Annotated in this window: 12 protein-coding genes; 8 read left to right on the top strand and 4 right to left on the bottom strand. The window is 67.8% G+C overall.

The window, feature by feature from the left end; all coding sequences use genetic code 11:
• Positions 1-9: 9 nt before the first annotated feature.
• Entirely contained in the window at positions 10-762 is a 753-nt protein-coding gene (locus QZ951_RS07380) for a cell division protein ZipA C-terminal FtsZ-binding domain-containing protein (RefSeq protein WP_292999895.1), read from the top strand.
• 1 nt (position 763) lies between these two features.
• Entirely contained in the window at positions 764-2,896 is a 2,133-nt protein-coding gene (gene ligA / locus QZ951_RS07375) for an NAD-dependent DNA ligase LigA (RefSeq protein ID WP_292999894.1), read from the top strand.
• A gap of 79 nt (positions 2,897-2,975) precedes the next feature.
• Here the strand turns inward: ligA and QZ951_RS07370 are convergent, their stop codons facing one another.
• The gene (locus tag QZ951_RS07370) at positions 2,976-3,731 is read right to left on the bottom strand and encodes a DUF4184 family protein (protein WP_292999893.1); all 756 of its coding nucleotides are present in this window, start codon (positions 3,729-3,731) and stop codon (positions 2,976-2,978) included.
• 312 nt (positions 3,732-4,043) lie between these two features.
• On the opposite strand from QZ951_RS07370, the gene QZ951_RS07365 reads away from it, so the two are divergent.
• The 6 genes from QZ951_RS07365 to QZ951_RS07340 all read left to right on the top strand — a co-directional run bounded on the left by QZ951_RS07365 (position 4,044) and on the right by QZ951_RS07340 (position 10,386).
• Positions 4,044-4,577, top strand: coding sequence for a YaeQ family protein (locus QZ951_RS07365; protein ID WP_292999892.1), 534 nt, complete (start codon positions 4,044-4,046; stop codon positions 4,575-4,577).
• Positions 4,574-5,539, top strand: a complete 966-nt coding sequence (locus QZ951_RS07360; RefSeq protein WP_292999891.1) for a DMT family transporter — start codon at positions 4,574-4,576, stop codon at positions 5,537-5,539. The genes QZ951_RS07365 and QZ951_RS07360 overlap by 4 nt, the downstream gene beginning before the upstream one ends.
• Positions 5,540-5,567: 28 nt before the next feature.
• A complete protein-coding gene (locus tag QZ951_RS07355; RefSeq protein WP_292999890.1) occupies positions 5,568-7,190 on the top strand; it encodes an NAD(P)/FAD-dependent oxidoreductase in 1,623 nt (540 codons plus the stop codon).
• A gap of 119 nt (positions 7,191-7,309) precedes the next feature.
• Positions 7,310-8,233, top strand: a complete 924-nt coding sequence (gene yedA / locus QZ951_RS07350) for a drug/metabolite exporter YedA (RefSeq protein ID WP_366943846.1) — start codon at positions 7,310-7,312, stop codon at positions 8,231-8,233.
• 125 nt (positions 8,234-8,358) lie between these two features.
• Positions 8,359-9,795: a glycosyltransferase family 2 protein gene (locus QZ951_RS07345; protein WP_292999888.1), complete on the top strand. Its 1,437-nt coding sequence runs from the start codon at positions 8,359-8,361 to the stop codon at positions 9,793-9,795.
• Between the two features lie 27 nt (positions 9,796-9,822).
• Positions 9,823-10,386, top strand: coding sequence for a cytochrome b (locus tag QZ951_RS07340; RefSeq protein WP_292999887.1), 564 nt, complete (start codon positions 9,823-9,825; stop codon positions 10,384-10,386).
• 51 nt (positions 10,387-10,437) lie between these two features.
• Here QZ951_RS07340 and QZ951_RS07335 read toward each other — a convergent pair whose 3' ends face one another.
• The 3 genes from QZ951_RS07335 to QZ951_RS07325 form a co-directional block, all read right to left on the bottom strand.
• On the bottom strand, positions 10,438-11,109 hold the full coding sequence (locus tag QZ951_RS07335) for a nitroreductase family protein (protein WP_292999886.1): 672 nt from the start codon (positions 11,107-11,109) through the stop codon (positions 10,438-10,440).
• Between the two features lie 4 nt (positions 11,110-11,113).
• Positions 11,114-12,046: a glutathione S-transferase family protein gene (locus QZ951_RS07330; protein ID WP_292999885.1), complete on the bottom strand. Its 933-nt coding sequence runs from the start codon at positions 12,044-12,046 to the stop codon at positions 11,114-11,116.
• 164 nt (positions 12,047-12,210) lie between these two features.
• Entirely contained in the window at positions 12,211-13,677 is a 1,467-nt protein-coding gene (locus QZ951_RS07325; RefSeq protein ID WP_366943845.1) for a glycine betaine ABC transporter substrate-binding protein, read from the bottom strand.
• Between the last annotated feature and the right edge of the window lie 12 nt (positions 13,678-13,689).

Below are 13,689 nucleotides of genomic sequence, written 5' to 3'. Positions count from 1 at the left end.
GGCGAAACGATGAGTCCATTGCAGTGGGCGTTGCTGATTTTCGCGGTCATCGCGGTCATCGCGATCTATTTCCTGTCGCGTCGCGACCGCCGCGCACTGAACAGCGATGACGAGCCGGCCGGCGAACTGCGTCCGGGCAGCGGCCGCGAGCGGCAGCTCGACATCTTCGGTGCCGAAGGCCAGCAGTTCGACGAATTCGGGGTCGGCAAGCCGCGTCGCGTGGAGCCGCGCTTCGATGCCGGCATCGCTGCCGACGCCCCGGCCGCGCCGGTGCCGCCGCGCGGACCGTCGCTCGCCGCACCGATCCCGGCACCGCCGGTCAAACCGCTCGTGGCGGACAAGCCGCAACAGCAGAAAATCGTGTCGCTGCTGATCGCCGAACGTGAAGGCGTGCAGATTCTCGGGCCGGAACTGCATGCGGCGCTGGAATCGGTCGGCCTCGAATTCGGCGCGCGTCAGATCTATCACCGCCTGTCCGGCGGCGAAGCCGTGTTCAGCGTCGCCAGCCTGCTGAAGCCTGGTCATCTCGATCCAGCGGCCGCCGACCATTTCTCGACGCCCGGCTTGACGCTGTTCATGGTGCTGCCGGGGCCAGTCCGCGCCTCGGACGCGATCCGCGACATGATCGGCACGGCGGAAAAGCTGGCTCGCGCGCTGAACGCCGAGGTCTTCGATTCAAAGAAGCAGAGCTTCACGCCATCGTCCGCCCGGGCGCTGCAGCAGGAAGTAGAAGCCTGGGCACGCCAGCACGCGCCGCACTGACATGACGACGGCGGCGACGCGCGCCGCCGAACTGCGGCGGCAACTGGAGCGGGCCAACCACCGCTATTACGTGCTCGATGATCCGGAGCTTCCGGACGCCGAATACGACCGGCTGTTTTCCGAGCTGCAGAAGCTCGAAGCCGACCATCCCGAGCTGAAGACGCCGGATTCGCCGACCCAGCGCGTCGGCGGCGCGCCATCGCCGGCATTCGCGCCGGTGCGTCACCGCCAGCCGATGCTGAGCTTGCGCAAGGCCGACGATGAAGCGGCGTTGCAGGATTTCGACCGTCGTGTACGCGAGGTGCTGCTGAAGGGCAGTGTCGACTACATCGCCGAGCCGAAGCTCGACGGTCTGGCGGTTTCGCTGATCTACCAGAACGGCGTGTTCGTGCAGGGCGCGACCCGCGGCGATGGTGAAACCGGCGAGGACATCACCGCCAACCTGCGCACGATCCGGTCGCTGCCGCTGAGGATTCAGGGCGAGGCACCGCCGCTGATCGAAGTGCGCGGCGAGGTCTACCTGCCGCTGGCCGGCTTCCGGAAGATGGTGGCGGACGCCGAGGCCCGAGGCGAGAAGCCGCCGGTCAATCCGCGCAATGCCGCGGCCGGCAGTCTGCGGCAGCTCGAATCGGTGATCACGGCGAAACGGCCGCTGGCGTTCTACGCCTATGCCGTCGGCGTGTCCGAAGGCTGGGCGGCGCCCTTGCAGCATCGCGACGTGCTGCGGCAGCTCCGCGACTGGGGCTTCCCGGTGTCCGAGCTGATCGAGCCGGTGACCGGCGCCGATGGCTGCCAGGCCTACTTTGAGCGGATGGGCGCGAAGCGCGCCAGCCTGCCGTTCGACATCGACGGCGTGGTGTTCAAGCTCGATGACCTCGCCGGTCGCGAGGAACTCGGCACCGTGTCGCGCGAGCCGCGTTGGGCGGTCGCCTACAAGTTCGCGGCCGAGGAAGCGGTGACGGTGCTCGAAAACGTCGAGTTCCAGATTGGCCGCACCGGCGCCGTGACGCCGGTCGCGCGGCTGAAACCGGTGTTCGTCGGCGGTGCCAATGTCAGCAATGCCACCCTGCACAACATGGACGAGGTGCAGCGCAAGGACGTGCGCATCGGCGATACCGTGGTCGTACGCCGTGCCGGCGACGTGATTCCCGAGGTCAAGGAAGTGGTGCTCGCGCTGCGGCCGGCCGATGCCCGCATCGTCAGCCTGCCGGCGGCCTGTCCGGTCTGCGGCGGCCAGATCGCCCGAGAGGAAGGCGAGGCGATCGCCCGCTGCACCAACGGCCTGTCGTGCCGCGCGCAGCTGCACGGCGCGCTGATCCACTTCGTGTCGCGCAAGGCGATCGACATCGACGGCCTCGGCGAAAAGCTGCTGGCGCTGGTGATCGACGAACGGGGTGTCGCCACGCCTGCCGACATCTATCTGAAGCTGAATGCGGAGAATCTGGCCGCGCTGGAGCGGATGGGCGAGAAATCGGCCCAGAACCTGGTCAAGGCGATCGATGCCAGCCGCCACACCACGTTCGGCCGCTTCCTGTTCGCGCTCGGCATTCCGGTGGTCGGCGAAACCACGGCGCGTGACCTCGCGCAGCATTTCGGCACGCTGGAGGCGCTGATCGCCGCGGCTGAGAGCGACGCGAAGCACGCGGAAGCGCGCCATCGCCTGCGGATCGAACGCGAAGCCGAAGAGCACCGCACCGAGAAGAAGATCCGCCGCAGCGACGCCGAGCGGGCGCCGGCCTATCCGCAACTGCAGGCGGTGCCGGATGTCGGCGAGACCGTAGCCGCGTCGATCGCCCATTTCCTTGCCGAGCCGCGCAATCGCGCCGTGATCGACACGCTCGTCGCCCCGGTCGAGGCGGGGGGGGCGGGCATCCACTGGCCAGCCCCGAAGGCGGCAGCGGAAGGTGCCCTGACCGGCAAGACCTTCGTCATCACCGGCACCTTGCCCGGTATGAGCCGCGAGGACGCCTCGGCACTGATCGAGGCCAACGGCGGCAAGGTCAGCGGCAGCGTCTCGGCCAAGACCGACTACCTGCTGGCTGGCGAAGCGGCAGGCTCCAAGCTCGCGAAGGCCGAGAAGCTCGGCGTGCCGGTGCTGGATCTCGACGGCCTGCGTACCCTGATCGCCCCGTAAGCCGCCTCAGGCAGCACTTAATGGGGGTCAGATACACATTTATTGACGTGTATTCGACCCGGATTCAGAGGTGACCCCGTCAGCGCGCTGACTTGCGCCGCCACAGCTGCCAGATGACGGCGTAGCCGAGCACGGTCACGCCGATCGCCGGCAGCGCCGCGCGCACGGCGCGGGTCAGCACGGTGCGCCCCGCGAATGGACTGTCGTGGCCGCTGGCGGCGGCCAGCGCGAACGCGGCAATGGCGAGCGAGGATACGGCGATCAGGCTGATCCGCATGGTGATCGGCAGGATCAGCGTCGGGCGCACGGCCGGCGGCGTGCGTTGCCACCAGCGCAGCAGCCACAGCGCCAGCAATGCCAGCCCGATCATGGCGCTGCCATGACGCAGCAGGTCCTGCGGATAGATCGGCACGCCGCGGATCACGGTCAGCGGCGCAATCAGAGAGGCGGTGTACGGCAACGAGAAATTGATCGTCGTCATGCGATCCCAGACGACGTGGGTCAACCAGCCGAGCACAAGACCGAGCGTGATCCGCCCGACCTCGACGAACGTGCGCGGCAGCGGCGCTTCCGCCGGCAGTCGCGCCGCGAATCCGGTAGGTGCCAGTGCCAGCAGCGGTTCGCGCAGCAGACGCTGGAAGATCAGCCAGACCAGCCAGCCGGCCGGCACGCTGTACATCAGCAAGCCGCGCCGGCCATGCGTGAAGCCGCGCGGCAGGTCGATCGACAGGAAATGTCCGGCATCGGCAACCATGCTGCCGATGACGAGAGCGGACAGTGGCGCGAGGCGGCGCAGCGGAACCACCGCAGCGGGATGAGCAAGCGTGAACGGCATCGGGGAGCGTGAAAGATCGAGGCAATGCGGCCGGTGCGCAGGCTGCAGGTTTCAGGCCGATATCGCCAGTAGATAGAGCGCACCGATGCCGCGAACTGCCAACCCGTTCGCAATGCGTTGCAACGTGCTGGCAGGTCGAATCGCGGGGCCGCATGCCGGGGTCTGGCAAGGTGTTTGCCAGAGCGTCGCGTGAGCGCGATTCCGGCCGAACGACGCGGATCGCCCGGCAACCGCGCCAGATCATGGTCTTTGCCAGCGCTTTCCCGTAAAACACGCGTTCGCCGCGTGCCGGCACCCCGAAAATCGACTCGAATGGCGCTCAAGGCCACCATCTTCAAGGCACAACTGCAGATCGCCGACATGGATCGCGGCTATTACGCGGAGCATGCGTTGACCATTGCCCGCCATCCGTCGGAGACCGACGAACGCATGATGGTGCGCGTGCTGGTGTTCGCGCTGCACGCGCACGAGCGGCTGGAACTCGGCAAGGGCTTGAGCGATCCGGACGAGCCCGACCTCTGGCGCAAGGATCTGACCGGCCTGGTCGAGGAATGGATCGAACTCGGCCAGCCGGACGAGAAGAACGTGATTCGCGCCTGCGGCCGCGCCGGGCAGGTCTTCGTCTATGGCTTCAATCGTGCGGCGGATCCGTGGTGGCAGCTGGCGGAGCCGAAGCTGGCGCGGGCGAAGAACCTCGGCGTGCGCAAGGTCAATGTCAGCGGCGACGTGACCTTGGCGCAGCTGGCACAGCGGACGATGCAGCTGCACTGCACGATTCAGGATGGTCAGGTCTGGCTCGGCGATGGCGAACGCACCGTCGCCGTCGACCTCGTGACCCTGCGATGAACTCGGCCGCCCGCGTGCGCATCGGCATTCTCTACGCGATCCTGGCCTGCGCCGGCTGGGGCTTTGCCTTCGTCGGCCCGCTGATCCTCAGCGACTGGCCCGGACTCGCGGTCGCCGCCGGGCGCTACATGGCTTATGGCCTGGGTTCGATCGTGACCCTGTGGCTGCTGCATCGGCGCGGCCGCGTGAATCTGCGGGATGCCGCGTTGTGGCGCGAAGCCGCGGTGCTGACCTTGTTCGGCAATCTTCTGTACTACGCGCTGCTCAGCGTGTCGGTGCAGAAGGCTGGCTACGTGATGCCGACCCTGATCATCGGGCTGCTGCCGGTCACCGTCTCGCTGGCCGCACGCATTCGGGATCGGCAGCCGCTGACGGCGCGCTATCTGTGGGCGCTGCTGCTGATCCTCGGCGGTCTGTGGCTGGCGCAGGCCCCGACGGCCGCGAAGGGCAGCACGGCCTTCGTCGATGGGCCAACCCGCGACGAGCTGATCGGCTGGGCCTGCGCCACCGGATCGCTGCTGCTGTGGACGGTCTACGGCGTGATGAATGCCGAGCGCCTGAAACTCGCCGTCGCCAGACCCGGCGGCATGACCGGCCTGCAATGGACGTCATTGCAGGGTGCCGCGGCGCTGCCGTTCTCGCTGCTGCTGTTTGCCGCCACCCAGCCGGCCACCATCCCCGTGGCGCAGGGCTGGTGGCTGTTCGGCGGCATCAGCCTGTTCCTCGGACTGGTCACGTCGTGGGCGGCGAATACCCTGTGGAACATGTCGAGCCACAGCCTGCCGTCGTCGCTGCTCGGCCAGATGATCGTGTTCGAAACCATTGCCGGCATTGCCTACGGCGCGGTCTGGAGCGGTGCTGCACCACCACTGACCGTGCTGATCGGCACCGCGATCCTGATTGCCGGCGTGATCGTCGCGGTCAGCGAGCGCAGCCGTGCGGCCGCGCCGCAAGCCGCCTGAGCAGCACCCCTGACTACCGAGACTGACGATGACCTTCAGCTACGACGCAATCCTGATCGGCGGCGGCCACAACGGCCTGGTCTGCGCCACGACCCTGGCCAAGGCCGGGAAGAAAGTGCTGGTGCTCGAACGCCACACGGTGGTCGGCGGTGCCGCGGTGACCGAAGACATCGCGCCCGGTTATCGCGCCTCCACGGCGTCCTACCTGATCAGCCTGCTGCTGCCGGAAGTGGTTGAGGAAATGGAACTCGCGAAGCACGGCTACAAGGTGCTGGGCCGCAACCCGTCGTCATTCACGCCGCTGCCGGACGGCCGCTCACTGCTGATGGGACCGGACGAAGCGCTGAACCATCGCGAGATCGCGAAGTTCTCCGCCCGCGATGCCGAGGCCTACCCGAAATACGAAGCTTGGCTGACGCGCGTCGCCGAATGCATCGAGCCACTGCTGACCGAGCCGCCGGCCGATCTGCTGCCGCTGCCGGCCTCATGGCGCGCGCGGGGCTGGCTGTCGCGCCTGCGCGAGCTGCGCCGCAGCCGCAAGCTGTATCGCGCGATGCAGGCGCTGGGCGACGAACTGCCGCAGAGCATCGAACTGCTGACCGGCGCGGCGCGGCCGATCCTCGATCGCTGGTTCGAGTCCGACGTGCTGAAGGCCACCCTCGCCACCGATGCCGTGATCGGCGCGCAGCAACCGATTTCGGCACCGGGCACCGGCTACGTCCTGCTGCACCACGTCATGGGCACGGCCGGCGGCGCCCGCGGCGTCTGGGGCTATGTCGAAGGCGGCATGGGCGCGGTGACGCAGGCAATGGCTGCGTCCGCGCGCGCGGCGGGTGTCGAGATTCGCCTCGGGGCGGAAGTCGGCGAAATCGTGGTCGAAGACGGCCGTGCGGTCGGCGTACGGATGCGTGGCGGCGACGTGATTCGCGCGAAGACCGTGATCTCGAACGCGACGCCCGACGTCACCTTCCGCAAGCTGCTGCCGGCCACGGCGCTGCCGAAGCCGTTCGCCGACGCGGTGGCCCGCATCGATTACGCCAGCGCCTCGATGAAGATCAATCTCGCAGTGTCCGAGCTGCCGGATTTCACCGCGATGCCGGGCAAGGCGACGGTCGGCCCGCAGCATCGCGGCACGATCCACATCAGCCCGACGATGGAATACCTCGAAGCCGCGTACGACGATGCCCGCCGTGGCCAGCCGTCGACGGCGCCGATCCTCGAACTGACGATTCCGACCTCGGTCGACACCACCTTGGCGCCGCCGGGCCATCACATCGTGCAGATGTTCGTCCAGTACGCGCCGTACCAGCTTGCCGAAGGCCTGCACTGGGATGCGATCCGCGAAGACTTCGCCGACCGCTGCATCGCCGCCGTCAACGACTATGCGCCGAACTTCGCCGCCAGCGTGCTGTACCGTCAGATACTGACGCCGCTGGACCTCGAACGTCGCTTCGCCCTCACCGGCGGCAACATCTTCCACGGCTCGATGGCGCTGCACCAGCTGTTCTCGATGCGCCCGATCCCCGGCTGGGCCGACTACCGCACGCCGCTGCGCGGCCTGTTCCTGTGCGGCTCCGGCAACCATCCGGGCGGCGGCGTGACGGGTGCTCCGGGACGCAACTGTGCGCATGAGGTGCTGCGCGGCGGCTGATCGCGGCGTACCGTGCGGCGGTTCGCGTCCTGTCTCGCGGATCGCCCGGGCAGGGCAACAGCCCGTGCCGACGGGCGTACCATGCGCGCCTGCCTTTTCGAGAATTTTCCGTGAATGCCTTGCCTGCCGCCTCGGGGCGGCTGCCGCTGTTGGTGTGGCTGTCGCTGGCGGCCGTGTATTTCGTCTGGGGGTCGACCTATCTGGCGATCCACTTCGCGCTGGCGGAGTATCCGCCGCTGTTCTTTCCGGGGCTGCGCTTCGTCATTGCCGGCAGCGTGCTGATGGCGTTCCTGCGGCTGCGTGGCCATGCGCTGCCGACACGTCGGCAAGTCGGGTTTTCGATCGTGATCGGCTTCCTGTTGCTGAATGTCGGCAATGGCGCGGTGGTCTACGCGCAGCAGTCGGTCGGGTCGGCGCTGGCGGCGACGGCGGTGGCGACGATGCCGCTGTGGGCGAGCCTGTTCGGCGGTATCTGGGGCGCCTGGCCGAAGGCCTTGCAGTGGCTCGGGCTGCTGGTCGGCTTCTCGGGCATCGTGCTGCTGAATCTGGATGGCGATTTCGCGGCCAATCCGCTGTCGGCCAGCCTGTTGATCATCGCGCCGGTGAGCTGGGCGTTCGGCTCGGTCTGGAGCCGGCGGATCGATCTGCCGAAAGGCGCGATGAGCACGGCCTGCCAGATGCTGTCGGCCGGCGTCGTGTTCCTCGGTGCGAGCCATGCCGCCGGCGAGTCCTGGCAGCTCGTGACCACGCCGAAGGCGATGCTGTCGGTGGTCTACCTGACGCTGGCTGGCAGCGTGCTGGCGTTCAGCGCGTACATCTATCTGGTGCAGACGGTGTCGCCATCGCTGGCGACGAGCTATGCCTACGTCAATCCGGTGATCGCGCTGCTGCTCGGCGTGACCTTTGGCGGCGAAGTGTTCACGGCGACCGAGTTGGCCGCGATCGTGCTGGTGCTGGCCGGCGTGCTGCTGATCGTCCTGTACAACCGGCCGGCGCCTGCGCAACCCGTGCCGACGGCATCCGGTGCCGCGAAGTCGCCGTAAGCGAGGCATCGGCATCGTCGCCGTGGCTGCCGATTCGCGGGCACTTGCTGGCCGATCGGCGGTCTACCGCTGCCTGATGCCCGACGCTGGACGCGCCCGGTGCGTTGCCCGACCCGAGAATCCGTTTGAAGCTGCCTGACTCCTCATCGATCCTGCCTCCCGAAACCGGCTGGGAACTCGCGGGCCGCCTGCTGCGCGGCAACCTGCTGTTCGTGCTGGTGGTCAGCGCCTGGCTGGCGTCGCTCGCCGGTGCGGCCAGCCTGAGCGGCCTCGTGGTCTGGGCGGCCGGCCTGCTGTACGTCAGTTACGACACCTCGCTGCTGCTGTACGTCGCCTGGCAGACGCGCGGGCTGCGCTTTGCCGGCGGGCACAAGGCGGCGACCGCCACAGCCGCGCAACGGGTGACCGTCGGCGTGATCGTGGCCGCGCGCAACGAGCGCGAGATCCTGCCGAGTTGCATCCGCGCGCTGCAGGCGCAGACCGATCCACCGGACCTGATCTTCATCGCCGATGACGGCTCCACCGACGACTCGCTGGCGCGGCTGCGCCGCGAGTTCGCGTTGGTCATGGGGCCGGATGGCATCGAACGGGCGGGGCGGCTCGCCGTGCTGGCCAAGCCGCACAGCGGCAAGGCGCGGTCGATGAACGAGGCGCTGCCGCGGATGACGACCGAGGTCGTCGTCACCATCGATGCCGACACCGTGCTGGCACCGGACGCCATCGCGGCGCTGCGCCGGGACTTCGCGGCGAACCCGAAGCTAGTCGCCGGCTGCGGCGTGCTGCGGCCGCGCTGCGCGCCGGGCGTGTCCGGACGGCTGTTCGAGTGGTTCCAGACCTTCGAATACCTGCGCGCGTTCATCTCGCGCGAAGCCTGGGTGCGTTCCGATGCCCTGCTGCTGGTGTCGGGCGCGTTCGCCGGCTACCGCCGCGAGCCGCTGCTGGCGGTCGGTGGCTTCGACCCGCTGAGCCGGGTCGAGGATTACGAACTGATCCATCGTCTACATCGGCACTCGTACCGGCACGGGCTCGACTGGCAGGTGCGCGTGTTCAGCGAGGCTCATGCCGAGACCGATGCGCCGGCAACCCTGCGCCAGTTCCTGCGTCAGCGCAGCCGCTGGTTCGGCGGCTTCCTCGAAACCATCTTCGAGAACCGCGACATGGTCGGCAGCCCGCGCTATGGCAAGGTCGGCGTGCTGATGCTGCCGGTGAAGGTGCTCGACACGATGCAGCCGGTGTTCGGTGTCACCGCGTTCGCGCTGCTGTGCTGGTACGCCATCAGCGGCCAGCCGGTGATCTGGCAGATTCTCGCGACGATCGCGACCAAGCTCGGCATCGATCTGGTCTATCACGCGTGGTCGGTGCATCTGTATCACCGCTGGCTGGGGCAGCGCGTGAGCCTGAAGACCTGGGGGCTTGCGCTGGGTGCGGCACTCGCCGAACCTTTCAGCTTCCAGCTGCTGCGTCATGCCGGAGCCACGCTCGGCTGGATCAGCTTCCTGCGCCGCCGCAACGACTGGGTGCCGACCCTGCCGCCGCCAGCCGCATCATCGCCGAATCCCTGAACTGCTCGAACCCTTGCCGCCATCGACATGAGTACCCTGCCCGAGAAGTACACCCGCGTCGCCGTCGCCCTGCACTGGCTGATCGCCACGCTGATCGTGGTCAACGTGCTGCTGATCTGGTCGGTCGATTTCCTGCCGGATGCCTGGGTGCGGCCAGTGATCGATACCCACAAGTCGACCGGCATCACGGTGCTCGGTCTGGCGCTGATGCGGCTGTTGTGGCGCGCCACGCATCGGCCGCCGGCGCTGCCGGCCAAGTATCCGGCGTGGGAGAAGATCGCCGCGCACATGGCGCATGCGCTGCTGTACGTGGTGATGATCGCGCTGCCGCTGTCGGGCTGGATGCACGACTCGGCATGGAAGGATGCCGCCGAGCATCCGATGTTCCTGTACGGCCTGTTCGAATGGCCGCGAATCGCGGCGATCAGCAGCGTCGAGCCGGGCTTCAAGGAAGTGCTGCACGACCGCTTCGGCCTCGTGCACGAGGTCTTCGGCTTTCTGCTGTACGGGCTGTACGTGCTGCACGTCGGCGCCGCACTGAAACACCAGTTCCGCGACAAGGAACCGGAAATCCAGCGGATGCTGCCGTAAGGACTCGCCCCGACGCCTTCGCTCGCGCGAGCCGAAGGCGTTCGAGTCGGCTCAGACGATGGTCAGGATGTCGGCCATCGCCTTGCGCCGGATGTCCGGCACCTTGACGTCGTCGGCCGGGTAGCCGGTCACCAGCAGCAGATACGGCGTCTCGTTGACCGGGCGCTGCAAGATCTCGCGCAGAAAACCCATCGGGGACGGCGTGTGGGTCAAGGTCGCGAGTCCTGCCTGATGCAGGGCCGCGATCAGCAGGCCGGTGGCGATGCCGACCGATTCCGGCGCGTAGTAGGTCTTGAACTTCGAGCCGTCCGGCTTGACGCCGTGGCGCTCGTAGAAGATCGCGATCAGGTACGGCGCCGTTTCGAGGAACGGCTTGTGCTCGTCGGTGCCGAGCGGGGCGAGTGCGGCCAGCCACTCGTCCGGCGCGCGGCGGCCATAGAACTCGCGCTCCTCGGCTTCGGCACCTTCGCGGATCTGCTTGCGAACGTCCGCACGCTCGACGATCACGAAATGCCACGGCTGCTGGTTGGCGCCGCTTGGCGCCGATGCCGCAGCCCGCACGGCATCGACGATCACTTCGCGAGGCACCGGCCGCGGCGAATATTCGCGCACGGTGCGGCGACGATGCATGTCATCGGCAAACGCAGCGGCGCGCAAGCGCATCTCGTCGTGCGGCAACTCGCGCCAGGTTTTCAGCGGTACGAAATTGGCTTCCGTGCTCATCGACTCAGGCCTCCGCCTTGACCTTGAACCCGGCACGCGGGAAATGGACGACGACATCGCCGGCGCGTTCGTCGACGCGCTTGATCGCGATCTCGAACACCGAGGCGTGCATCAGCACGCCGTGCACCGGATCGACCCCGTAGTCGGTTGCCGCGACGACGACCTTCGAGCCGATGCGCACGCCTTCCGGCTCCAGCAGCGGGCCGTCCGGGGGCTGCAGGCCGGTGCTGCTGCGGGCGATTTCGATGGCATCGGCGCCGGACAGATCGGTCGGCTGGCCATGACCCAGCGCCTTGATCCGCTCGGCCCAGGCCAGCAGGTTCTTGAACGGATCGAGCAGCGGCGCAACGCCCGAGTTGCCGAGAATGAACCAGACCGGGTGGTACGACGTGAAGTCGGCCAAGGTCGGCGCTTCTCCGAGCAGGAACGGCGACGTCGCGAGCTGCTGGTCGAGCGCATTCATCAGCGGCAGGAAATGGGTCTTCCCGAACTCCGGTCCCGGACGGGATGTCGTGCCGCCGGTGAACAGGCCAGCACGGTCCTTGGAAAAGGTGTCGAGCGCCTGCGGCCCGAGGCGTTCCATCATCACCTTCAGCCCAGCCGGCTGGAACAGCGTCGGGACGGCCGCGAAGAACAGCGTCTGTTCGAGCGCGGCAAACGCGGCGCAGCTGGCCTTGTGCGCGAGCGGCATCAGCGGCGGCGTCGGAAACAGGCGATCGAGCACGCGCACCATCAATGCGGTATCGCAGTAGATGTCGCGGCCGATCTGCATCACCGGTGCCTTGCGGTAACCACCGGTCAGCGGCATCAGGTCCGGCTTCGGCATCACGAACGGCGTGATCACCGATTTCCATGCCAGCTGCTTGTATCCAAAAATCGCGCGCAGCTTTTCGCTGAACGGCGACATCGGATAGTGGTGCAGGATCACGTCGGACATCGAATCTCCTCGAATTCTGGGAATGAAGGACGCCGTTCGGCGGCCATTGCGGTCATCGCCGCGATCAGCGCCGAAGTATAGCGGCCGGGTTCCGCATGCCGATTGCCGGACCGATCACGATCAATTCCGCGCGCACCCATCCGTTCGCCAGCGCACGCAAGGCATCAGCTGCGTGACGATGCGCGCAGTCCGCGTGGCGTCAGCAGCCGTTCCAGTCCGCTGAACAGGGCAAGCACCAGCAGCGCGAGCGCCGATGCCGGGATCGCGCCTTCGAGGATCAGCGGAATGTTGTCGAGGCGGATGCCGGTGAGAATCGGCTCGCCATAACCGCCGGCGCCGATCAGGGCGCCCAGGGTCGCCGTGCCGACATTGATCACGGCGGCGGTGGAGATGCCGGCGAGGATCGTCCGCAGCGCCAGCGGCAGTTCGATGCGGCGCAACTGCACGGACCACGGCAGCCCCAGTGCAGCGGCCGATTCGCGCAGGTTCGGCGCGATCGTCGCAAGGCCGGTCTGCGTGTTGCGGACGATCGGCAGCAGGCTGTACAGGAACAGCGCGGCGATGGCCGGCTTTGCACCGATGCCGAGCAGCGGAATCAGGAACACGAACAGGGCCAGTGACGGCAAGGTCTGCAGCAGCGCCGTCAGTGCCAGCGTGATCTGACCGACGCGCGGCAGCTTTGCCGCGAGCACGCCGAGCGGCAGGCCGATCAGCAACGCCAGCAGCATCGAGATGCCGACCAGCCGCAGGTGCTCGGTGGTACGCGCCAGCAGGCGTGCGGTGCGATCGTCGGCCGGCGGCGTGCCGGTGGCGGCGAGGCCGAGAAAGGTCTGCGCCACGTCGGTTTCGCTGCGCTTGCCGAAGCTCACCGCCGAGTTCAGGCGGCTCATCTGCTCGCGCGTGATGCGGCCGGCCAGTGCCTCGATCGCCTGCTTCAGCGCGGGGCGTTCCTCGGCACGGTCCAGCCGATACAGCCAGTGCGCCTCGTACGGCGGAAAGTAGTGGCGATCATCGTCAAGCACGGTGACGCCGTAGGTCGAGATCTCGGCATCGGTAGTGTACAGGTCGATGACATCGGCGGCCGCCGAATTCAGCGCGCGATAGGCGAGGCCATGATCCATGCCCTGGACGGTGCTGTTGCGCAGGCCGTACGCAGCCTTGAGGCCCGGCCAGCCGTCGGCCCGGCTCATGAACTCGTTCGACAGCGCCAGCCGCAGTTCCGGGTGGCGCACCAGATCGCTGATCGACCGCAGTCCGAGCGTGGCGGCGGTATCGCCGGACACGCCGAGCGCATAGCTGTCATCGAAGCCGAGGCTGGGGCCGATGCCAAGACCACGCTGCTTGAGCGCGGCCGCCAGTTCATCGACGTGGGCCGTCGCCGGCACGTCGCCTTTCAGAAGTTCCTGCGTCAGCGTGCCGCTGTATTCCGGGTAGGCGTCGATGCTGCCGGCCTGCAGCGCCTGCCACAGGATCGCGCTGCCGCCCATCGCGCGCCGGTGCTCGATCGTGGCGCCGGCGCGCGCCGCTTCCAGCCGCAGCACTTCGGCCAGCACGATCGACTCGGTGAAGTTTTTCGAGCCGATGGTCAACGGCCGCTCGTCCGCCCGCGCGAAGCCGATGGCCAGCAGCATGGCGAGCGTGGC

It is taken from the genome of Nevskia sp. (genome assembly GCF_021732705.1).
Classification (GTDB): Bacteria; Pseudomonadota; Gammaproteobacteria; order Nevskiales; family Nevskiaceae; genus Nevskia.
The sequence above is the reverse complement of the archived record's forward strand: the minus strand, read 5'-3'. Positions and strand labels throughout refer to the sequence as shown.

Coding starts and splice junctions, on each gene's coding strand:
- QZ951_RS07335 (WP_292999886.1), bottom strand. CDS start 11,109: ATGAGCACGGAAGCCAATTTCGTACCGCTGAAAACCTGGCGCGAGTTG.
- QZ951_RS07370 (WP_292999893.1), bottom strand. CDS start 3,731: ATGCCGTTCACGCTTGCTCATCCCGCTGCGGTGGTTCCGCTGCGCCGC.
- QZ951_RS07380 (WP_292999895.1), top strand. CDS start 10: ATGAGTCCATTGCAGTGGGCGTTGCTGATTTTCGCGGTCATCGCGGTC.
- QZ951_RS07365 (WP_292999892.1), top strand. CDS start 4,044: ATGGCGCTCAAGGCCACCATCTTCAAGGCACAACTGCAGATCGCCGAC.
- ligA (WP_292999894.1), top strand. CDS start 764: ATGACGACGGCGGCGACGCGCGCCGCCGAACTGCGGCGGCAACTGGAG.
- QZ951_RS07355 (WP_292999890.1), top strand. CDS start 5,568: ATGACCTTCAGCTACGACGCAATCCTGATCGGCGGCGGCCACAACGGC.
- QZ951_RS07340 (WP_292999887.1), top strand. CDS start 9,823: ATGAGTACCCTGCCCGAGAAGTACACCCGCGTCGCCGTCGCCCTGCAC.
- QZ951_RS07360 (WP_292999891.1), top strand. CDS start 4,574: ATGAACTCGGCCGCCCGCGTGCGCATCGGCATTCTCTACGCGATCCTG.
- QZ951_RS07330 (WP_292999885.1), bottom strand. CDS start 12,046: ATGTCCGACGTGATCCTGCACCACTATCCGATGTCGCCGTTCAGCGAA.
- QZ951_RS07325 (WP_366943845.1), bottom strand. CDS start 13,677: ATGCTGCTGGCCATCGGCTTCGCGCGGGCGGACGAGCGGCCGTTGACC.